Genomic DNA, 22,830 nt, shown 5'->3' on the forward strand with positions numbered 1-22,830 from the left:
CCTTATTTTAAATATAAAACGGAGCATTAAACATTCTTTAGTAATGTAATTTAATGCTCCATTTTTTTGTTTCAATTAGAAACTATATGCTATTCTAATGTTTGTTCGCCACCGCCATTTACAAAAATAGTTTGGCCGCTTACCCATTCTGAAATTGGTGAAGCAAAATACAACATTGCACCAGCAATATCTTCGGATTTTCCTAAACGTTTAATAGGTGTATGTGCCAGCATTACTTTTTCAATTTCTGGTGTTAAAACGCTTTCTAAAGCGGCAGTTCTAGTCGCACCCGGACCAACGGCATTTACTCTAACTTCTGGGCCAAAATCGTGCGCTAAATTAGCAACAGTATGATTTACTGCCGCTTTAGAACCACCATAACCACTCATATTTGGACTTTTATTAATACTTGCCATGGAAGTGGTGAAAACAATAGAACCATAACCATCTTTTTTCATGTAAGGAACAACTAATTGACATAATCTCCAACCGCTGAACACGTTTAATTCGAAATCACGTCTAATGTCATCTACTGAAATTTTGAATGGATTTTCTCTTCCACCGCCACCGCCACCAGCATTGTTGATTAAAATATGAACGCCACCTAATTCTTTAACAGTAGTTTCTACTAAATTCACTAAATCTTCATCTTTTAAAACGTTGCAAGAAACCGCAATCGCTTTTACACCAAAAGCTTCAATTTGTTTAGCCGTTTTTTGAGCATCTTCTAAATTGAAATCGCCTATTGAAATATTGGCTCCGTGTTGAGCTAAAATTATAGCGGTTGCTTTCCCAATTCCGTTTGCACCACCAGTAACGATGGCCGTTTTTCCCTTTAAATTGAATAATTCTGAAGTATTCATAAGATATGTTTTAATGATTATTTTTTATAAATTGATTTTCCTTCTTTAATGGTTTCTACCACTTTTATATTTTTGATTTCCATCGGAGGAACTTTTAATGGATTCTTGTCTAAAATCACAAAATCTGCTAATTTCCCAGTGGATAAAGTCCCTTTTAAATTTTCATCGAATAGCTCGTAAGATGCGAAGGAAGTTATTGCTTGTAAAGCTAAATAAGGAGTTGTTCTTTCGGCTTGACCGATAATTTCACCCGAACGAGAAACACGATTCACCGCGGTCCAAAGTGTGAAAATCGGATCAATAGGCGTAACCGTAGCATCTGAATGATTGGTCGGTTTTAAGCCTAATTTTTTTGCCGAAACCATTGGACTTGAAAAATCGGCACGTTCTTTTCCTAAATTTTGTACGTGAATATCACCCCAGAAATAAGCGTGATTCGTAAAAAATGAAGGTTCCATATTGTATTTTACAAATGTATCTAATTGCTCCGGACGCACAAATTGCGAATGAATTACAATCGTTCTTCGGTCTTTATCTAAAGGCTGATTTAGTTTTTCGCAAGCCAATTTGTGTGCTAATAAAACCATATCAATCGAGGCATCGCCATTACAATGAATAAATAATTGATTGTCTTTGGCGTAAGCTGTTTCGAACAATTTGTTAATGGCTTCTTGTGATAAACTTGGTAAACCTCTACAATCGTGATGGCAACCTGGAACTTCGGTTAAAAAAGGTTTACTAAAGAAAGCCGTTTTACCTTGTGGAGAACCATCAGCAACTATTTTTGTTCCTTGCGTTTTAAATCCGTTTTTGTAGGTTTTGAATAGGAGTGAAGTGTCGGCCAAATTACTATCTAATTCAGAATATCCGGCAAGTGTCACTAAATCGATCTTCATTTTTCCAGCATCTGCTTGTGATTGAAAAAATGTAATAGATTCTCTACTGGTCATTCCGTCGTGAGCAGTAGTTATTCCGTTTGACGCATAATAATCTTGAGTAGTATCGAAAAATTCTGCTTGTTTTGAGTCTAATTTTTCCATCATCAAACGTACAAAAGGATACATAGCCGTTTCTTGCACTAAACCTGTTGGATCATTAGAATTAGGAAATCGAACAATTGTTCCACCATCAGGGTCTTTTGAATCTGAAGAAGTATTTAATTCCTTTAAACCTAATGAATTTGCAACACCCATATGTCCGCTCGTATGTTGTAAATACACGGGATTGTTAGGTAATACTTTGTCTATATCCTTTTTAGTTGGATGTCGTTTTTCGGTTAATTGGCCATCGTCATAACCCCAACCAAAAATCCATTCGTCATCTGGAATTTTATTTTTTTCTTTATATTCCTTCAAATTTTGAAGAATATCGTCTATATTTTTGATTTTTCCTACAGGTTCTGGATTCAAATCTACCTGTCCCATCGTATTAGAAACCATTCCAAAATGACTGTGTGGATCTATAAAACCAGGTAATAAAGTCTTGCCTTTTAAATCCGTTTTTTTGGAATCTTTAAATTTGGATTCGGCATCCGATTTACTGCCTACAAATACAATTTTTCCGTTTTGAATTACAACTGCTTCTACATATTTAGGAGTATCTTCTTCCATGGTAAGTATGTCGCCATTATAGAAAATTTCGGAAGTTTTTGCTGAAATAATAGTATCATTTTCTTTACAACTGAAGAAAGAAAAAAGTACAAAAGCATATAGAATTTGCCTCATTTTGGTGATTTTTGAATGTATTTATAAATTTAAGGATTTTAGCTAGACAAAAACATTGTTAAGTACTTTTTTATAAATACTTTATGATACCACTAAGTAATGAAAATTTTCTAATATATTTTAGCGATTTTTCATTTTGAATCGCAAAGATGTCAAAAATGTACTCTAGGAATTTGTCTGATAATTAAGAGCTTAATTATTTTTTAAAACATCTTAATTTTAAAATTACTTTAAAATTCTTATATTTGAAATCATACTCCTAAATAAAATTAAAAAATGAAAAACCTACTTACTGCCTCATTGTTGATTTCGCTGTTGGCTGTTTCTTGTAAAAAAGAGGAAACACAGGCAGAAATAACAACCGATGCAACTACTGAATCAAAAATTATAATTCCAGTAGCATCTCCTGAGAATACGAATGTTGTTCAAGAGGTTCAAAATTCAGAATCAAACATGTTGATCCAACCGACTGCAAATTCAGGCGCTATAAATCCAGCTCATGGACAACCAGGTCATCGTTGTGAAATTCCAGTTGGAGCACCTTTAAATACAGCGCCCAAAGATGTAGGCTTATCAAAATCTACTACTAACACTACTCAACCTACCACTACTAATGTGCAACCAAATGCTCCTCAGTTAGGCGCGACTAATCCTAATGGTAATATGAATGCAACTAGTAGTCAGGTAATTACTCCTGCAGGAATGAATCCGCCGCACGGTCAAGAAGGACATAGTTGTTCTATAGCTGTTGGAGCACCCTTACCGGCGAAAAATTAGATTATAAAAACACAAAATCCTAACGTAAAAGTTAGGATTTTATATTTTTATAAGTTTTGGACAAAACCTATTTATAAGAAGCAATGAGCCTTATTAATTAATCATTTTAATCTGTAAAGTTTTATTTCCTGATAATTCAAACTTACAATCTTTAAATTTTGGTGGACCAAATCTTGGTTTGAAGTTGTTCGAAAAAGCATAACCTTCCTTTGGAATTCCCACAAAATTACGATTGCATTCGTTATCCGAATTCTCATCGTGATACATTGTAATAGCATATTCACCTTTAGGTAAATCAGTGATGTTTATAACAGCTGTATTTTTCTCCACTTTTATTTTGTAGTTTTTAATTGCAAAACCATCCTTTAAAAAGTTTTTATCTTGGTTAAATACACCAATTATTATTTCGCCTTGCATTTTTTCAATGTTGGAGATTTTAAGTGTTAATTGCGGGTTTTCATTTGAAAATAATCCCGAAATAACGGTTATAAGTAAGAAGATGCTTTTCATAATATCTTGTTTTTAGTTGAAATAATGATTCATTTGCACTATATCTTTGTCTTTATAGGCTTGATATGGTTCTGATTTCTTTAGTAGAAACCATTTAATTGGTGTTTTTAATAGAGAGGTCACGAATTTTCTAATCGAAGAAACTTTAGCCGCTTCCATTTTGAAATAATCGTCTATCGTATCTTGTCTAAAATGGACAATGTTTTCTAAATCATCTCCATCTGCATAATAACCACAATGGAAGTTTTTGTCTGCAAAAGCATGTTTTGGAAAATTCAATTTGCCTAAGCCAAAAATAGTAAACGAACGTTGTAAGAAATCCTCATAACTAGCGCGACAACTTTCGCCTCCGCCTAAATTAAAAATACGTTTAGAAAGTTCGTTTTGGTTTTCAATTCCATTTACAAAAGCTCTCGCAGTGTCCCTTGGTGTTGCGATTTCTAAAGAAGTATCTAACGGTTGATGAAACATTAACTTCGATATTTTATGATTCCCCATAATGGCGGCTAATCTGAAAATGGTGTAATCTAATTTGCTTTTTTGAATGTATTCTTCAGCTGCTATTTTTGTTGTTGCATAATAATCTCCTTCACTAGGTCGCAAAGCATCACCCACTTTTATAAAAGGTTTTAGAATGCGATCGCCATAAACAGAAATACTTGAACTATACATTAGAAAGGCATTTGGTGAATGTTTTTCCAACTGATCTACTAGATTCTGCGTACCAATTAAATTAACCTTCTTCGCTAGTTCAGGAAAGTCATCTGCAACAGGAGGAATTATCGCGGCCAAATGAATAACAAAATCAATATCTTTAATAGCTTCTAAGTCCTTTGCAACTGAAATATCTCCAAAAATTACATTCACTTGGTCTTTATAAGGAAGTAATTTTAAACTGGACTGTTTTGTTTCTTTATCAAATACAGTCACATTGTATATTTTTTTATCAATTAGTTGCAATAAGGCTTCAAAACCAACAGTTCCTGATGCTCCGGTAAGTAATATGTTTTTCTTAGTCATAATGTTATAGTAGGGTATTTAGATAGTTGCAAAACAAGTGCCGAAGAGTATTATTTTTATAAATTTAACTTCGATTTATAGTTTTGGGCAATATGATTTGATTAAAAATTTAAATTAATTTTGATTTTACAAAGGGCTTTTTTTTATTTTTAGAGCAATATATTATTTTTGAACTGTACTATAAAAACAAATATCTGACATACAAATGTAAATCAGATATTTATAAGTTTAAATATAGTACTTTTTCTTTAAAAAGAAAAGGTGATAGTTCAATTATGCTATTTCAGTGAAACGAATTCATTAGTTCATATAAACAGCTTCAAAAACAGCTAACGGCGCTCTACGACCAATATTTAATGATAAAACATCATTGACAATTGTGTAATTATCTGTTAATTCAAATACTTCTAAAAACGAACCTTCATTCACAGCCACATCAGGACAAGCCATCATTGTTACTGCCATATTTTTAAAACGGATTCTGTTGCCATCTTCAATTGTATATTCACCAGAAAATGTATTACAACCAGAAAATCCAGTTACTTTATTTGAGTCAGTTTTAAGTGTGAAAAAGATTTCACGCTCCTGATTTGCAGCCATTGTAACTTTTTTACCATCTAAAAGTGTTAGTTTCCAATATTTTTCGGTAATCGTATTTTCCGAACTTTCAGTAGTAACGTTTTTTGTAGCATTACAACCCATAATTACTAGTGCAAGTAAGGCCAAAAAAGCTGTTTTAGTTTTCATGATTATTTATAATTTATGGTACAAATTTAGACTTAGTTGCGAACAAATCTGCCTGAAACCTTGACTTTATCACTAAATTAACATTCAAGGATTTCGTGTTTGAGTTAATTTTTGAACACTAAATCAGAGTTTTAGATTGCTAAAGTGTTACATTTTTACGATTTGAAATTTACGTGTTGTTTTAAAAATAAATTAAGTTTTTGATGATTTAGCTTCGCAAAAAAGTAAGCATTGAGCCATTTTTCAACTTTCGAATATCTTTTTTCTAGTAAAATAATATTTTTCAATGCTGTGGAATACACTTTTTTAAATTAATGCTAATTTTTTACTGAAAAAACTTTAATGCAATGCCGATTTTGTAGCATTAAATAATTTATCTTTGGTTATTAAACCTACCCTTTTTTAATATAGTTTAATGTTAAAAGCGCATATAAATACTGATTTAACTAAAAAAACTACTGCCATCGATGTGCAGGCATTTGAGGAAATATATCAAAAATATGCTTCCAGAATGCTTACGTATGCGTTACAGATTTTAAAAGAAAAGGAAGTGTGCGAAGATATTATTCAAAATATTTTTATTGATTTTTGGTCTAAAAGAGAAACAAATACCGTTGAAAACTTAGAAGGGTATTTGTTTAGAGCTGTAAAATTTCAAATTTTCAAATATTTTAGAGATAGTAAATTTTCAGATGAAGATTTAACGCGCTTAAATTTGGTTGAAGTATCGGTTTCGGCTTCAAAAATTCTAGAATATCAAGATTTAGAATTGGCTATTAACAAGTCAGTGGATCAATTGCCGTCAAGATGTAAAGAGATTTTTCAGCTGAGTCGCTTCGAACATAAAACAAATCAAGAAATTGCAGATTTGCTTGGTGTTTCCTTACAAGCGGTTAAAAATCAAATTTCAAAAGCACTTGCAGCTATTCGTACCGATTTAAAAAAAGAAGAACACATCTTACTGTTTCTTTTATTTTTTAGTCAATATCTATAAAATAAATATCCTCTATCCGCTTGATTTTCAATAGTTTTTAAAGTTTTTTTAAAAATAGTTACTTTTTAACGTGTACCTTTATGTTCGTTTCGGTACTTATAGAAGTATTCTTTAATTTTTAAGTTTATTTTAATCTCAATGGACAAAGCACAGGCTCAAATACTGTTTTCAAAATACACCAACGATCAATGTTCGGAGGAAGAAATTATCTTGTTAGAAACTTTTTTAGATTCTTATCAAGGTAAAGATTTTGACAAGTCAGAAGTTTTAAAGATTCAAAATAGTAAAGACAAAGTATGGAAAAATATTTTGACCGCTATTGAGACGCCACCTGTTCAAAGAAAACCTAACTTCTTTACCTCATATACTTTTTACGCAGTTGCTGCATCATTTTTATTATTCTTTAGTGCTACTTTCTTTTTGCTTACTAATAACGCAGCGCCAGACGTTGAAACTATCGTAATTGCTGAACAACCTATTTTAATTGGTTCGGATAAAGCACTCCTAACTTTAGAAAATGGCGAAACAATCTCTTTAGAAAAAGGAAAGTCGTTTGAAAGTAAAAACGCTAATTCAAACGGAGAATCATTGGTATACCAAGAAAATGACAATAAGGAAAAAGAGGTTGTTTATAACTATTTGACTATTCCGAGAGGAGGACAGTTTTTTGTACAATTATCAGACGGAACAAAAGTCTGGTTAAACTCGGAATCAAAATTGAAATTCCCAGTAACTTTTAATTCAGGCCAATCACGACAAGTAGAATTAGTTTATGGTGAAGCTTATTTCGCAGTTTCATCTAGTAAAAATCATAATGGCGCTCATTTTAACGTCATCACGAATAAACAAAATATCGAAGTTTTAGGAACGGAATTTAATATTAAAGCCTATCAAGACGAAGAAAGTATTTATACAACTTTAATAGAAGGTAAAATTGAATTTCAGTTTAAAAATAATATACAAGTGCTAAAACCAAACGAACAAATTGTTTTAAATCTTGAAAACGAAAAAACAACATCTCAGTTGGTTGCTGTTCAACACGAAATTGCGTGGAAAGATGGGATTTTTAGTTTTAAGGGCAAAAACCTGAAAGAAATTATGAAAGTCTTATCAAGATGGTATGATGTTGAAGTAGTTTTTGAAAATAAATCCATTGAGCATCTTTCATTTAAAGGTGTTTTAGGAAAAGAGCAATCTATTGAAGAAATATTAGTCGCTATAAAAAGCGCCAGTCTTATAAATTCATATCAAATAAAAAACAAGACTATTTATTTGAAATAAAAAAAAGGGAATAAAGATTTCGACCGTGCAAAGTTTCTTCTTTATCCCCCTAATACCGCTATTAACTAATTTTATTGTAAAACCATTAACAACTATGCAAACTTATGAAAATTAATTTTACTAATGTTTTTTTCACAGTAAGAAAAAAACTACCCATTAACATTATGAGAGTATTTATATTTCTGTTTTGTTTATCTGCTTTCAGCATTTCTCCAGAAAAAGGTTTTGGACAAACTGCTGCTGTAGTTATCGATGCAAATAAAAAAGTATCGGCAGACGAAGTTTTCGACTTGATTATGAATCAAACAGATTATAAATTTATCTATCAAGAAGGAATTTTTAAAAATGTTCCCAAAATTGAACTAACAAAAGGCACAATTAGTACTAAAAACTTATTAGAGAAAACGTTATCTGTAGGTGATTTTGATTTTGAATATAATGCAAACAAAACCATCATCATAAAAGCTAAACCTACTAAGAAGAGTATTGTACAAAATCGTGAAATCATCGGTACAATTAAAGATGAAAAAGGCTTAGAAATGGCTGGAGCTTCTATTACCGTTGAAGGCACAAATCGTGGAGTGGTAGCTAATTTTGATGGATTTTTTAAAATCGTATTAAAAGAAGGAGAAAATGTCATTGTGATTTCTTCATTAGGATATAAAACAGAGCGAATAGTTGTGGGAAATCAAACTAATTTCACCATTACGTTAAAAGAAGATTTTGCACAATTAGAAGAAGTGGTTTTAATTGGATATGGAACCCAAAAGCGTGAAAATGTAACTGGTGCAGTTTCTTCAGTAAAAACATCCGATATTGTTCAGGCTTCAACTGGTTCAGTTGGTTTTGACAGATCTTTAGGTGGTTTAGTAAAAGGAGTAAGTGTTTCTCAATCTTCAGGAAGACCTGGTTCGCCAGTTAGCATTCAGATTAGAGGAATTACTTCGCCATTATCAGGAATAGGCAAGTTAAATCAACCTTTATTTGTAATTGATGGTGTTCCTTTTAACATTGACGGGCTAAACGGAGCTAATCCTTTATTGACATTGAACCCAGATGATATTGAAAGTTTTGACGTATTGAAAGATGCTGCTGCAACGTCTATTTACGGTTCTCGTGGTGCAAATGGTGTGATCATTGTACAAACTAAAAAAGGAAAACGCAATCAAGATACGAAGGTAAACTTTTCGTATTCTACAACTTTAGCAACACCTATTAAGAAGGTGGATGTGTTGAATGCTAAACAATACCGTAATTTTTACGATATGTTAATCAAGAACTCTGTAAACGCAATGAATGCAGGTCAGATTGATCCATTTTTCGCATTTGACTTAGATAATATTGGAATGGTTGATTTAGATTTCGATACGTTTGAAGTAACTTACAATGGCTTAAGAGATGAATATTTTGGAGATGCAGATACAGACTGGAATGATTTAGTATTTAGAAAATTAGCAGTTACAAAACAAACAAATGTTGGTATTACTGGAGGAAGTGAAAACAGCAACTACTCACTTCGCGTAGGATTTTTAGATCAAGAAGGATTAACAATCAATGATGGTATCAAACAATACACTTTAGGTTTGTCTATGGATACTAACTTATCTAAAAAAGTAAAAGCTGGTGGTACTGTGAATCTTTCTCACGTAGATACAAAATCAGGAGAAGATGATATTCTAGGTCAATATACTGTTAATAGTTCTATTGCAAGAGCACGTCCAGATTTGCCTGCTTATGATGACAATGGAAATCTTTTAGGTCAGCCAGATTATGCTTATGGTTCTTTTCAAACTTTAGAGCCAAATCCATTAATGCGCTTAAAAAATAAAACAAAGAATCAAAGTTATAATTTTATTGGAAATACTTACTTAGAATATGAACCAATAAGAAAACTGAAATTAAAAGCGGACGTTAACACGGCTCTTTTTTACGCAGATAACAGTACTTTCATTCCAAAGATTACACAAACTGATTTAATTTTTGCACCAAACGAATCATTTTTAGCAGAATCAAGTAATTTAGTTTCAAACGTAACAACAAATCTTACTGCGAACTACAGCTTTAAAATTAATAATAATAATTTCAGTGCATTAGTAGGAGCAGCATGGGATAGAACGAATTTTAGAAATAAAGATCAATTTTTTGTTGGATTTCCTGACGATGATATTCTTATTAATGGTTCATCAGCACAAAATGTTGGTACTTATAGAAGTAACAGATTAGAAACTGGATTAAATTCAATGTTCTCACGTCTTACTTATGATTACAAAAATAAATACAATGCAACCATCAACTTTAGAACGGATACTTCATCTAAATTTGGACCTGAAAATAAACGAGCTTATTTTCCTTCCGTGTCCACTAGTTGGAACATTTCGAACGAAGATTTCCTAGCAGATAGTGAAAAGATTAATACGTTACGATTACGTTTAAGTGCTGGTAAAGTGGGGTCTACAAATACTGCAGATTTCGCTTATTTACAATTTTTTAAATCGGATTCAGATGATTTGTATAATGGCAACTCAGCGGTAGTTCCAAGTAATGTTTTTCCAAATGTAAATATTGGATGGGAAAAAACGTCAGAAATTAACGCAGGTTTAGATTTTGCATTTTTCAACTCAAGATTACGCGGGGGAATCGATGTTTACAGTAGAAAAACAACAGACGCATTGGCAAACACACCAATTCCTCAAGAACTGGGTTCTAACACTTATTTCTCAAACTTTGTTGATATTTCAAATAGAGGATTAGAAATTAGTTTAGGTGGAGATATTATTAAGACGGAAGATTTTTCTTGGACAACTAACATCAACTGGTCGTTAAACAGAAATAAATTAATTAAAATTAAAGGTGCGGAAATTAATCCATTTAGTTTAGATTATTTTGTTGAAGGACAACCTGTAGGAACTATCAAAGGATACAAAGTGGTTAAGATTATTCAAAATCAAACTGAAATTGATGATTTAAATGCAGCTTCACCAACGGGTTTATATGATTTGTCTTCAACTGGAGTGGGTGATTATTTGTATGAAGATATAAATGGTGATGGCGAAATTAGTGTTGCCGATAGAACAGTTATTGGAAATATTCAACCCGACTTTTTTGGTGGAATTTCAAATACATTCACTTATAAAAACTTCGGACTTACTGCTTTGTTTCAATATTCAGTGGGAGGAGAAAGAACATGGTCTAATATTCCTTTTGGAACATTAAATATTTTAGGAGAAAATAAATACAGCGAATATGCTTTAAACACTTGGACGCCGGAAACGCCAGATGCACGTTATGCAAGAGCTTTGTATTTTGATCCATCTGGTAGTAGTCGTATATCGGATAGGTACTTGTATGACACCTCTTATTTAAGATTAAAAAATCTTCAATTTTTCTATAATTTCGATAGTTTATTGATGAAAAAAATAGGACTTACCAATGCAAAATTAATGTTAACAGCTACAAACTTAATGACTTGGACAAATTGGCCAGGTATGGATCCTGAAACATTTTCAGAAAGAGGCGGCATTGTTGATCAAGTTAATAACGAAGACCCTTACCCTTTATCTAAATCAGTTTCTTTTGGTGTTCAATTTCAATTTTAATTAAAGTCTTATGAAAACATATATAAAAATAATTACAGCAGCTTTACTTTTACCGATTTTTGCGATGGTATCAAGTTGTGATATTGATAAGATTCAACCCGAAAATCAATTAACAGCTAACAATGCAATTCGAGATGTGGCTTCTGCCCAATTGGTATTAAATGGAATTTATGATATGGGACGTGAATTTAGCGTGAGTTCGTTTCCATTATATCTTGCTGCCTATGGTAATGAAGGAAGAATTTCAGGACAGTTAAACGGTGGAACTGGTTTTAATACTAACGAAGTTCCTTCAGATAATCAGTTTTTAACTAACCTATACAACGGATACTATAAAATTATTAATCTAAGTAATTTTTTAATTGAGGGTTTAGAATCGGGAAAAGCTGTCGGGATTTCTGAGATGAAAAAGAACGAAATGATTTCGGAAGCTAAATTTCAAAGAGCGTTTGCTTATTTTAATTTAGTGCGTTATTTTGGACAATTTTATGATATGAATTCTACTTATGGAGTAGTGGTTCGTACAACATTTGCAACTAGACTAGAAGCAAAACCAAGAAATACGGTGCAAGAAGTGTATGACTTAATTTACGCTGATTTAGATTTTGCAGCTGCAAATGGTCCTACATTTATTGAACATTTTTATTCAGGAAGTTTAGCGGCAAAAGCTTTATTAGCTAAAGTTGAATTATACAGAGGTAATTATGACGAAGCAGCATCTTTAGCAGATGAAGTGATTACTAATTTCGAAGGCTATGAACTCGAACCAACTTATGCAGCTATATTTTCTAACAGTTTCAATTCTTCAGAAGTAATTTTTGCTCCTTTTTCAGGATCAAATGCTGAAGGTGGAAGCAATATGGATCAAATCAACAGAACAACTTATAGTAACACGTTTAAAACATTAGCAGATAGTCAAGTTGGTACTGCAAATGACGGTGATTTAGCTGGATCTGGGTCTAATTACGATCCACGTTTTAGCTTTGCCTATTCCAATGCTACAAAAGGTTCTAATGGTCAAGGAAAATATCCTTTTCAAAGTACAACTAGTTCTCAAAATAATACAATGTATCATTTGAGATTAGGAGAAATTTATTTAATTCAAGCAGAAGCAGAAGCTAGAAGAGTTGGTGGGGATTTAGATTTAGCAACAGAACGTTTAAATGATATTAGATTAAGAGCTAATGTAACTCTAAAAACATTTTCTGACAAGCCTACTTTATTAGGAGATATTCGTCAAGAAAAATTATTAGAATTGTTTTATGAAAATGGAGAACCATGGTTTGATTTAGTGCGTTACCATACTTTAGGCGATCTAGACGCTTTAGCTGTAAAACCAACTTTAACTAATGTTAATCAATTCATTTTACCAATTCCAACACAAGTAATTATCGGTAACAATACCGTGATTCAAAATCCAGGTTATTAATTTTAAACTCTATATACACATGAAAAAGATATTAATTATTGCTTCTATTTTAATGGTTGTGGCTTGTCAAAAACAAACTCCACCAAAAGATTATGCTATTGTTCAAGGAACAATTACAAACCCAATCGACAGTTTGCAACTTCGTTTATACGATGCTAAAAATGATAAAACGGTTATGGTTGCTGTAGCTAAAGATGGAACATTCTTAGATACATTAAGAATGGAAGAACCAACGCTATTTACTGCGGTTTATAAAAATGCTTTTGGTTTATTCGTGGCAAACGATATGGATCTTAAAATTGAGGTTGACACAGAAAAATTTAGCGAAAGTTTAAAATTCACAGGTAAAGGTGAAGCTGAAAACAACTTCTTAAAATTCAAGGCAGCAGAAGACAATAAACTTTATGGTGAAGATTATAAAGACTATTACAACTTAGAGCAAGACGCTTTTGATAAAAAAACGAAATCTTATTTAGATGGAATTGGTACTACTTTAAAATCAAAAAAATCTGAATTAGATTCTAGTTTCGTAAGCAACCAAGAATTAAATTTAGTAGCTTTTGAAAAAGATAATTTAATTGCATACCAAGAACAACAAAAGGTAAATAAAGCTTTAGCACCAGGAAATCAGTCGCCTGAGTTTACAGATTATATGAACTATGCTGGTGGAAAATCATCTTTAAAAGACTTCAGAGGAAGTTATGTTTATATCGATGTTTGGGCAACTTGGTGTGGTCCTTGTAAATACGAAATACCATTTTTAGCTAAAGTAGAAGAGCAATATCATGGTAAAAACATTAAATTCATCAGTCTTTCAATTGATAATCTTAAAGATGAAGCAAAATGGAGAACTATGATTAAAGATAAGAAAATGGGAGGGATCCAGCTTTTAGCAGATAAAGATTATGAATCTCAATTCGTTCAGGATTATTTCATTTACGGAATTCCAAGATTCATTTTAATTGATCCAGCTGGAAAAATTATTAATTACGATGCGCCTCGTCCATCGGAAGAAAAACTGAAAACAATATTAAATGGCTTAGCAATTTAGTATAAAAAAGTAGTGTTTCGCATCGAAGCAATTACATAGATTATTTTAAAGTTAATTATTTTTCAAAACACTTGTGATTTTATTACAAGTGTTTTTTTTGTGCCTAAAATTTATTTACTATTGATTTTCAGTTGTTTGTAGTTAACCTAAAAGTTTTTCTTCACCTTTTTTTTGAGTTAGTAATTGCACTTTTACAAATAATTTTCTTTTTTTTAGAAATATGATTTATGTCATATTAAAGGATGTTTTTGTCTTCTAATTTTGTCCCATACAACAACAGGATAATGAGCTGTTGTTGAACCAATAATAAACTAAATTTTTTATCATGAGTAATTTTATTAAAAGAATACTTGTAGTTACTATTGCTTGTCTCTCGAGTGTAGCGTGTAAGCAAAACAGTGAATCTTCCACTGATTATTCAACTCTTGCAGTTGTAGACCAAATGACTGCTGAATTGACAGCGCCACCTTTTGTTCCTAAACCTATTGGAAATCGTAAGGCCACAAAATTGATTGTTCATATGGAAATCAAAGAGGAGCAAGGCGAAATGGCCGATGGTGTAAAATATAACTACTGGACGTTTGGAGGAAGTGTACCAGGAAGTTTTATCAGAGCAAGAGTTGGAGATGAAGTGGAATTTACATTGAAAAATCACCCAGACAACAAATTGCCTCACAACATTGATTTACATGCCGTTACTGGACCAGGAGGTGGAGCAGCTTCATCTTTAGTGGCGCCAGGACATTCTAAAACGTTCAATTTCAAATGTCTTAATCCTGGATTGTTTGTTTACCATTGTGCTACTGCTCCGGTAGGAATGCACATTGCAAATGGTATGTACGGTTTAATCTTAGTGGAACCTGAAGGTGGTTTACCTCCAGTAGACAAAGAATACTATGTGATGCAAGGTGATTTTTATACTAAAGGTAAATATGGAGATCCAGGTGTTCAACCTTTTGATATGACCAAAGCGGTAGAAGAAAAAGCAGATTATGTAGTTTTTAACGGTAAAGTTGGAGCCTTAACAGGTGACAAATCTTTAACTGCTAAAGTAGGTGAAACAGTACGTATTTACATGGGTAATGGTGGACCTAACTTAGTTTCTTCATTCCACGTTATTGGTGAAATTTTTGATAAAGTACACATTGAAGGTGGCGATATGATTAATACTAATATTCAAACAACCTTGGTTCCTGCGGGTGGTGCTGTTATAGTAGAATTTAAAGTCGATGTACCAGGAACTTTAATTTTAGTTGACCACTCCATTTTCAGAGCTTTCAATAAAGGAGCTTTAGGAATGTTAAAAGTGGAAGGAAAAGAAAATGGTAAAATATATTCTGGAACGACACAAGAAGGTATTTATATGCCAGAAGGTGGAACAATCCAAAACATGCCGAAAGTAGCTAACGGAAAAGAAGTTATTGTGAACAAAACTTTAGCCCAACAAATGAATGATGGTAAGAATATTTTCTCAAACACTTGTTTTGCTTGTCACCAATCTGAAGGACAAGGGATTCCAAATGCTTTCCCTCCTTTAGCAAAATCAGATTACTTGAACGCAGATATTGACCGTTCAATCAATGCGGTTCTTCATGGTTTAAGTGGTGAAGTTACTGTAAATGGTAAAAAATACAACTCTGTAATGACGAGTCAAAATTTAACAGACCAAGAAATATCAGACGTTCTAACTTATGTATACAACAGTTGGGGTAATAATAAAACTAGAGTTACTCCAGAAATGGTTAAAACACAACGCGCAAAACCCGCTGTAAAAGCAAAAGACATGCATGAATAATTAATTAAATACATAACAATCAAACAAAATGAAAAAAATAATCTTCGGTGCTCTAGCACTACTAGTTACAGGAACTTTAATCAGTTTTAAATTACCAACAACAAAAACTACGGAAGTAGTAGCATTTCAAGATGGTGCAAAAGGAAAAGCTATTTATGCTAAAACTTGTGTAGCTTGTCATCAAGCAACTGGAGTTGGGATCCCAAATGCATTTCCACCATTAGCGAAGTCAGATTACTTAAATGCCGATGTAAACAGAGCAATTAAAGCGGTTTTAAACGGATTAACAGGACCAATTACTGTAAACGGTAAGAAGTATAATAGTGTCATGACTAGTCAGGGATTAAATGACCAACAAGTAGCCGATGTTTTAACGTATGTTTACAGCAGTTGGGGAAATAACAACACAAAAGTGACGCCAGGAATGGTAAAAGCACAAAGAGGCAAAAAATAAATAATAATAGTAAATATAATAAAAAATGGAAACTCAAATTAACAATCGATTTAACTACTGTCTAGTTTTGCTTTTTTGGGTTTCCATCTCTTTTTCTCAGGGAACCGAAAACATGGCAACCGTAGGAACAGGTAATTACATTCCATTGTATGGAACAGATGATAAGCAACCGGTAAAAGTAAATGCTTTTTTATTGGATATTTATCCAGTGACCAACAAAGAATATTTAGCGTTTGTAAAAGAAAATACGAACTATAGAAAATCTAAAATTAAAGGGTTATTTGCTAATAAAACTTATTTATCAGAGTGGACAGACGATCTAAGTTTTGGAGCCTTAAATGCAAATGCACCAGTAACTAATATTTCATGGTTTGCTGCTAAAGAATATTGTTCTTGTCAAGGGAAAAGATTAGCCACATTAGACGAATGGGAATATGTTGCAATGGCCGATGAAAAGCGAAAAGACGCTCGCTCTAGAGAAGAATTCAATAAATACATATTAAGTTGGTACGAAAAAAATAAAACTTACAACAATCCAGTCGGGCAAACCTTTAAGAACTATTGGGGCGTTTATGACATGCACGGATTAGTGTGGGAATGGACTTTCGATTTCAACAGCATTTTTTTATCAGGTGAATCTAGAAAAGACAAAGACACAGATAAAGAGTTGTTTTGCGGAAGTGGCTCAGTAAATGCAACCGATTTAATGAATTATGCAGCTTTTATGCGTTATGCTTTTAGAGGAAGTGTGAAAGCAAATTATACTACAAAAAATTTAGGCTTTCGATGTGCCAAAAACATCGAATAATTGAGTTTTCAATTTAAAATTAAATATCATGAAAAAAATGATGTTAGTAGCAATTGCCTTTTTAGTACTGGTAAGTTGCAATTCGAAAGAAGAGAAAAAGGATGTAGCAGAGAAACCAATTACTGATTTATCAATCTATAACTTACCTGAAAAATGGACCAATCAAGATGGAAAAGACATTGAGTTAAAAGAATTGAGAGGAAAAGTATTGGTGATGGTAATGATTTATACTTCATGCAAATCGGCTTGTCCAAGATTAGTTGCGGATATGCGCCATATTGAAGAATTAATTCCAAAAGAAAATAAAGATAAAGTGAATTTAGTGTTGGTGAGTATCGATCCAACAGTTGACACACCAGAACGCTTGAAAGAATTCTCTATAGAAAACAAAATGACAGGGAATCAATGGACTTTTCTTCGTTCAAATGAAGAAAATACAAGAGAATTTGCAGCAGTATTAGCGGTAAATTACAAAAAAATATCACCTATCGATTTTTCACATTCTAATATCATTAGTATTTTTGATGCAGAAGGCGAAATGACATACCAACAAGAAGGTTTAGGAACTGGTTATGATAAAACAGTTTCTAAAATCATAGAGGAAGCGGCTAAAATAAAATAGTTACTCTTCAAACTTAGAAAACTAAAATCATGAAACTAAATAATAAATTATTTGTTGCAGTTGCCTTGGCAATTACAACGGCAAGTTCTTATGGCCAAGAGTTAGACGTAAACTTACAAATAAGACCAAGATTTGAATACCGAAATGGTTATAAAGAATTAATGAAAGACGATTTGTATCCTACTTCATTAGTTTCCCAACGTTCAAGAATGAATTTTTTCTACAAACAAGACAAATTAAAAGCGAATGTGTCTTTTCAAAATGTTAGAATTTGGGGAGATGTAGCAACGACTTCACCTTCTGATAAAAACGGAATTGCTTTGTTTGAATCTTGGTTGAGTTATGATTTCAATGAATCATGGTCTACGAAAATAGGCCGACAAGTGTTGTCTTATGACAATCAAAGAATATTAGGAGGAATTGACTGGGCACAACAAGGTCAAAGTCACGACGCGTTATTGGTTTCGAACAAGAAAAATAGTTACCAATTCGATTTGGGTGCTGCTTTGAACAACAACAATGAAGCTTTATATGAAGTTGCTTATTCAACCAATTATAAGAACATGCAATTTGCTTGGTTAAATAAGAAATTCACGAATACTAGCATTAGTTTATTAGCGATGAATACAGGTTACCAATACGAAAATTTAGTAGAAAATAAATTTCAAGTTGCTTATTTACAGACTGTAGGTGCTTATGGAAAGTGGAGCGGTACTAAATTCTTCGGAGATTTAGGTCTTTACTTGCAAACAGGTGAAGTTGCTTTACCAAATGATAAAGAAGCGATTTCAGCTTATTACGGAGGATTTAATTTGGGTTATAAATTCACAGAAGCGTTCAAAGCAGAGGTAGGATTTGAATACCTTTCCGGAAAAGATCAAGATGATTCGGATTCAAAATTTAAATCATTCACGCCTTTATTTGGAACCAACCACGGATTTAATGGTTTTATGGATTATTTCTATGTAGGAAATCATAAGAATTCGGTAGGCTTACAAGATGTTTATGCCAAATTTACATTGGACAAAGACAAATGGCAAGTAGCGCTAACGCCGCATTTATTTTATAGCGCTGCTTCATTATATAATACTACAACATTTGAAAAACAAGATAGTTATCTGGGAACAGAAATTGATCTAACAGCTTCTTACAAAATAGATAAAAACTTCCTTATTTCTGGCGGTGTATCTAAACTGTTTGCAAGTTCTAGTATGGAAGCACTAAAAGGAGGAGACAAATCAAACGGTAACAATTGGGCTTGGGTAATGGTATCATTTAATCCGCAATTGTTTACCTATAAAAATAAAGATTAATTAGTTATAGGTAGGTTATTATTAATTCGAAAAAGGACTGCTAATAGTACATTAGCAGTCCTTTTATTTTAAATTAAGTCGACTCTTAAAGAACTCTACATAAATTTCTCAAACGATTAGGCTTCGCTAAATTTCTCATTTACTTCGGAATCGTTTACTTATAAATTATATCGTATTGGAGTAGTATATATTCAAAAAGGACTGCTAACATCACATTAGCAGTCCTTTAATCTTTAAAGTCAGTCGCCCCTTAAACAAGACGACTTAACTTTAAAGAACCCATCAACTATTAAAAATTATCTTGCAATACAATTGCTTTTGGAAACAATATATTATTTTCTAAATGTATGTGTGTGTGTAAATCATTTTCAAACTCTTGAAGCATTTGGAACGTTACTTTATAAGTATTGCAACCATCAGTAGGAGGAGTGTAGTTATTAGATATTTCCACAATTTGCTCAAAACGATTTCCTTCGTTCTCGTGTTCTTCCATCATCATAGCAATTGGATTTGCTACAGAGCCAAACCCAGGAGCGTTTAAAGGTGTTTTATTACGAGCTGCTTCAACCATTTGCTTAATGTAAGGGAAAAGAATCAACTCTTCTTTCTTCATGTGTTGTGTCAATTCATCTGCAGTTCTTTTGAATAATTTTTTAATTTCAAATAATTCAGGATGCGCAACACCGTGTACTTGTTCTAGTTTTAGTAAGAAAGAAAGTAATACTGGAATTTTCTCCTCTACATAACGGTGGTGTTTTTTCTCAATATAGTCGATTAGCAAATCTAATTCCCACGTGTTAAAGTCAATACTCGTATTGTTGCTAGCCGTAACTTTTTCTAATTGGTCTAAAAGCGTATAAACGTCTAAACCTTTTTCACTGCAAACTTCATCTAAAGTTCTGTTACCTTTGCAGCAGAAATCAATTCTATTTTCACTAAAAACACTGGCTGTTCTGTAATCTTCCGCAACCATTTCACCGATTGTTTTGTTTGTATCTAATACCATAATAAGTTATATTTTAAATAGAAGACAAATTTATCCTTAATTTAAATTCTATTTTATGATTGTAATCATAATAGGACTAATTTTTATTCATTTATTTTGCTTTAGAAAATAGAGGATGCTTTTATCCTCAATGTTTTTTGTAAAACTAAACTATTAATTATGTTATCAAAATCACAAGCCAGAACATTTTTTCTAGGAGGAACAGTTATAACCTTTTTAGTCTTTATTGGATTAACGGTGTACTCGTTCATGCCTGGAAACGATCAAACGTATCATGAGAAAATTGATGCAAAAGTTATTCGAGGAAAAGAAATTTGGGAATCGAATAACTGTATGGGATGTCATACCATACTTGGAGAGGGTGGCTATTATGCACCAGAACTTACAAAAGTTATTGACAGAAGGGGAGAAGGTTATGTAAAAGCCGTACTTCAAGCTCCAATTCCTTGGGGTCCTAAAGGAAGGAAAATGGTCAAATACGAAATGAATGACGCCGACGCTGAAGCTGTAATCGCTTATTTTAAGTGGATCGGAAAAATTGATTTGAATGGCTTTGAACGCGTAGTTTCACCTTTAGCTAAAGACAAATAATCTAAAAAATAGAATTATGAAATATAAATCACAGAAAGTAGCCTATTGGTTTTTTGCCTTATGCATGTTATTGTTTGCATTGCAAATTGTCTACGGTTTTATAATGGGCTTTGCCCGAATAGGAATGGATGGCCTGCACGACTGGATTCCTTTTAATACAGCAAGAGCTGTTCATACAAACTTATTAGTAGTTTGGTTGTTAACGGGTTTCATGGGAGCCGCTTATTACATTATCCCTGAAGAAGCACAACGCGAATTAATTAATGTTAAATTAGCATATGTTCAGTTAATTTCTCTTGCAGTTGTAGGTGTTTTAGCTATTGTTGGTTTTCACTTCAACATTTGGGAAGGACGAAAATTCTTAGAAATCCCAAGAGAATTAGATTATTTAGTAGTTGTAAATGTCTTGTTATTCTTATTCCTAATCTTAGGAACTCTATACAAAGCAGAAAGAAGAACTACAACCGCTTTAGTTTTAACTATGGGATTAGTTTTCGCAGCTTTATTATACATTCCGGGTATGATCTGGTTTGATAGTCAAGTTACCGATTCATTCTTCCGTTGGTGGGTTGTTCACTTGTGGGTAGAAGGAGTTTGGGAACTAATTATGGGAGGTATTTTATCTTACTTATTAATCAAACTTACAGGTGTTGACCGTGAAGTAATTGAAAAATGGTTATATGTAATTGTAGGTTTAACGTTCCTTTCAGGTTTATTAGGAACAGGTCACCACTATTATTACATCGGTGTAAACAAAATTTGGTTAATCGTAGGTGGAATTTTCTCAGCATTAGAACCGCTAGCATTCTTAGCAATGGCATTATTCGCCGTTTATATGTACCGCAAGGGAGAAAAATCGCACCCTAATAAAATTGCATTGTTCTGGACCATCGGAGCTTCAATCGTTTCATTTGTAGGAGCTGGTTTATTAGGTTTTGCACATACAATGCCACAAACAAATATTTATACACACGGAACATTAGTAACAGCAATGCACGGTCACTACGCATTCTGGGGAGCTTACGCGATGATTGTTTTAGCAATTATTAGTTATGCTTTACCAAATATGACGGGAAGAAAACGTTACAACAGCACACCAGGTCACATGGCATTTTGGTTATCAAACGTTGGAATGTTAGGAATGACAGTTGCTTTTGGAGTAGCTGGAGTAGCACAAGTATATTTAGAACGTAAAATGAAAATGGATTTTATGGACGTTCAAAATGAAATTGCCATTCACTTCGTCATCTTACTAGTTTGTGCAACATTATTTGCAACAGGAATTACATTATTCATCATTGAGTTTATCAAATATGGTAAACCTACAGATGAAGCTCTTATAAAAGAAGAATAGTTATTAATTTTTTAGGTTAGAGTTTACAATTAATAACCCACCGAGACCAATTGCTCAGAGTTGTCGCTGTTAGCATTTGGTTTCGGTTTTTAAACAAAAAAAGAAATGTTAGTAGCAGAAAAAACCATTTTTTATAAAGCAGTTGGCTCAGAAATTGAAGTTTTTAATCAAATCAATCAATTGCAATTGCCGTTATTATTGAAAGGACCAACAGGTTCCGGAAAATCGCGTTTTATTGAATTTATGGCCAATGAATTGAATAAAAAACTAATCACAGTAAGTTGTCACGAAGAAACGTCTGCAACGGATTTAATCGGAAGATTTATCATCAAAGGAGCAGAAACCGTTTGGATTGATGGACCACTTTCAATCGCCGTTAAAAACGGACATATTTTATATTTAGATGAGGTTGCAGAAGCAAGACCAGACGTAATTGTTGCCATTCACTCCTTAACCGACCACAGAAGAGAGCTTTTTATCGATAAATTAGGAGAAACCATCAAAGCACATCCCGATTTTCTTTTAGTAGCTTCCTTCAATCCGGGATATCAAAAAGGATTTAAGGAATTGAAACCTTCAACACGCCAACGTTTTGTAGCACTTTCGTTTGATTACCCAAATCCAAAAGCAGAAACTGAAATCCTAATCAAAGAAACTGGAATCTCAGCTGAAATCGCTCAGAAATTAGTAGCAATTGGTGCAAAAATTAGAAATTTAACCGAATTGGGGTTAACCGAAACCGTTTCAACCCGACTTTTAGTAGACGCCGCGAAGTTAATTAACAACGGACTTCCAAAACGTTTAGCCGTTCACGTTGCTGTGGTAGAACCATTAACGGATGAACGCGAAACAATCAATGCCTTGAAAGATTTATGTGATTTAATGATCTAAAGAA

General features: G+C 32.8%; 19 protein-coding genes and 1 pseudogene. 14 read left to right on the plus strand and 6 right to left on the minus strand.

Features of this window, described 5'->3' with window-relative positions; all coding sequences use genetic code 11:
- Positions 1-89: 89 nt before the first annotated feature.
- Together ACFSX9_RS02480 and ACFSX9_RS02485 are read right to left on the minus strand one after the other, a co-directional pair.
- A complete protein-coding gene (locus ACFSX9_RS02480) occupies positions 90-863 on the minus strand; it encodes a glucose 1-dehydrogenase (RefSeq protein ID WP_379803967.1) in 774 nt (257 codons plus the stop codon).
- Between the two features lie 17 nt (positions 864-880).
- Positions 881-2,587 carry an amidohydrolase gene (locus ACFSX9_RS02485; RefSeq protein WP_379803969.1) on the minus strand — a complete coding sequence of 569 codons (1,707 nt, stop codon included), beginning with the start codon at positions 2,585-2,587 and terminating at the stop codon, positions 881-883.
- Positions 2,588-2,863: 276 nt separating this feature from the next.
- Between ACFSX9_RS02485 and ACFSX9_RS02490 the strand changes: the two genes are divergently transcribed.
- On the plus strand, positions 2,864-3,364 hold the full coding sequence (locus ACFSX9_RS02490) for a hypothetical protein (protein ID WP_379803971.1): 501 nt from the start codon (positions 2,864-2,866) through the stop codon (positions 3,362-3,364).
- A gap of 93 nt (positions 3,365-3,457) precedes the next feature.
- Here the strand turns inward: ACFSX9_RS02490 and ACFSX9_RS02495 are convergent, their stop codons facing one another.
- The 3 genes from ACFSX9_RS02495 to ACFSX9_RS02505 form a co-directional block, all read right to left on the minus strand.
- Positions 3,458-3,874 carry a DUF2141 domain-containing protein gene (locus ACFSX9_RS02495; protein ID WP_379803974.1) on the minus strand — a complete coding sequence of 139 codons (417 nt, stop codon included), beginning with the start codon at positions 3,872-3,874 and terminating at the stop codon, positions 3,458-3,460.
- 12 nt (positions 3,875-3,886) lie between these two features.
- Positions 3,887-4,894 (minus strand): NAD-dependent epimerase/dehydratase family protein, encoded by a 1,008-nt coding sequence (locus ACFSX9_RS02500; protein WP_379803976.1) that lies wholly within the window; start codon positions 4,892-4,894, stop codon positions 3,887-3,889.
- Positions 4,895-5,194: 300 nt separating this feature from the next.
- The gene (locus ACFSX9_RS02505) at positions 5,195-5,641 is read right to left on the minus strand and encodes an META domain-containing protein (RefSeq protein ID WP_379803979.1); all 447 of its coding nucleotides are present in this window, start codon (positions 5,639-5,641) and stop codon (positions 5,195-5,197) included.
- A 415-nt stretch (positions 5,642-6,056) separates the two neighbouring features.
- On the opposite strand from ACFSX9_RS02505, the gene ACFSX9_RS02510 reads away from it, so the two are divergent.
- The 10 genes and pseudogenes from ACFSX9_RS02510 to ACFSX9_RS02555 all read left to right on the plus strand — a co-directional run bounded on the left by ACFSX9_RS02510 (position 6,057) and on the right by ACFSX9_RS02555 (position 18,984).
- Positions 6,057-6,635, plus strand: coding sequence for an RNA polymerase sigma-70 factor (locus tag ACFSX9_RS02510; protein WP_379803982.1), 579 nt, complete (start codon positions 6,057-6,059; stop codon positions 6,633-6,635).
- A 138-nt stretch (positions 6,636-6,773) separates the two neighbouring features.
- Complete coding sequence (locus tag ACFSX9_RS02515; RefSeq protein WP_379803984.1) at positions 6,774-7,916, plus strand: FecR family protein; 1,143 nt, start codon at positions 6,774-6,776, stop codon at positions 7,914-7,916.
- A gap of 164 nt (positions 7,917-8,080) precedes the next feature.
- Positions 8,081-11,512 (plus strand): SusC/RagA family TonB-linked outer membrane protein, encoded by a 3,432-nt coding sequence (locus tag ACFSX9_RS02520; protein ID WP_379803987.1) that lies wholly within the window; start codon positions 8,081-8,083, stop codon positions 11,510-11,512.
- Positions 11,513-11,522: 10 nt separating this feature from the next.
- The gene (locus tag ACFSX9_RS02525; RefSeq protein WP_379803990.1) at positions 11,523-12,941 is read left to right on the plus strand and encodes a RagB/SusD family nutrient uptake outer membrane protein; all 1,419 of its coding nucleotides are present in this window, start codon (positions 11,523-11,525) and stop codon (positions 12,939-12,941) included.
- A gap of 19 nt (positions 12,942-12,960) precedes the next feature.
- Positions 12,961-13,992 carry a TlpA family protein disulfide reductase gene (locus ACFSX9_RS02530; protein WP_379803993.1) on the plus strand — a complete coding sequence of 344 codons (1,032 nt, stop codon included), beginning with the start codon at positions 12,961-12,963 and terminating at the stop codon, positions 13,990-13,992.
- 325 nt (positions 13,993-14,317) lie between these two features.
- Positions 14,318-15,787, plus strand: a complete 1,470-nt coding sequence (nirK, locus tag ACFSX9_RS02535; protein ID WP_379803996.1) for a copper-containing nitrite reductase — start codon at positions 14,318-14,320, stop codon at positions 15,785-15,787.
- A gap of 136 nt (positions 15,788-15,923) precedes the next feature.
- Positions 15,924-16,241: pseudogene (locus ACFSX9_RS02540) on the plus strand (c-type cytochrome); the annotation flags it as partial.
- A 25-nt stretch (positions 16,242-16,266) separates the two neighbouring features.
- Positions 16,267-17,049: a formylglycine-generating enzyme family protein gene (locus tag ACFSX9_RS02545; RefSeq protein WP_379803999.1), complete on the plus strand. Its 783-nt coding sequence runs from the start codon at positions 16,267-16,269 to the stop codon at positions 17,047-17,049.
- 28 nt (positions 17,050-17,077) lie between these two features.
- On the plus strand, positions 17,078-17,671 hold the full coding sequence (locus ACFSX9_RS02550) for an SCO family protein (protein ID WP_379804002.1): 594 nt from the start codon (positions 17,078-17,080) through the stop codon (positions 17,669-17,671).
- A gap of 29 nt (positions 17,672-17,700) precedes the next feature.
- Positions 17,701-18,984, plus strand: a complete 1,284-nt coding sequence (locus tag ACFSX9_RS02555; RefSeq protein ID WP_379804005.1) for an alginate export family protein — start codon at positions 17,701-17,703, stop codon at positions 18,982-18,984.
- Positions 18,985-19,273: 289 nt separating this feature from the next.
- Here the strand turns inward: ACFSX9_RS02555 and ric are convergent, their stop codons facing one another.
- Complete coding sequence (ric, locus tag ACFSX9_RS02560; protein ID WP_379804007.1) at positions 19,274-19,990, minus strand: iron-sulfur cluster repair di-iron protein; 717 nt, start codon at positions 19,988-19,990, stop codon at positions 19,274-19,276.
- A 159-nt stretch (positions 19,991-20,149) separates the two neighbouring features.
- On the opposite strand from ric, the gene ACFSX9_RS02565 reads away from it, so the two are divergent.
- The 3 genes from ACFSX9_RS02565 to ACFSX9_RS02575 all read left to right on the plus strand — a co-directional run bounded on the left by ACFSX9_RS02565 (position 20,150) and on the right by ACFSX9_RS02575 (position 22,826).
- The gene (locus ACFSX9_RS02565; protein WP_379804009.1) at positions 20,150-20,581 is read left to right on the plus strand and encodes a c-type cytochrome; all 432 of its coding nucleotides are present in this window, start codon (positions 20,150-20,152) and stop codon (positions 20,579-20,581) included.
- A 16-nt stretch (positions 20,582-20,597) separates the two neighbouring features.
- Positions 20,598-21,935, plus strand: a complete 1,338-nt coding sequence (locus tag ACFSX9_RS02570; protein ID WP_379804011.1) for a cbb3-type cytochrome c oxidase subunit I — start codon at positions 20,598-20,600, stop codon at positions 21,933-21,935.
- 105 nt (positions 21,936-22,040) lie between these two features.
- The gene (locus ACFSX9_RS02575) at positions 22,041-22,826 is read left to right on the plus strand and encodes a CbbQ/NirQ/NorQ/GpvN family protein (protein WP_379804014.1); all 786 of its coding nucleotides are present in this window, start codon (positions 22,041-22,043) and stop codon (positions 22,824-22,826) included.
- The last annotated feature ends 4 nt before the right edge of the window (positions 22,827-22,830 follow it).

This window comes from Flavobacterium ardleyense (assembly GCF_042686085.1).
Lineage (GTDB): Bacteria > Bacteroidota > Bacteroidia > Flavobacteriales > Flavobacteriaceae > Flavobacterium > Flavobacterium ardleyense.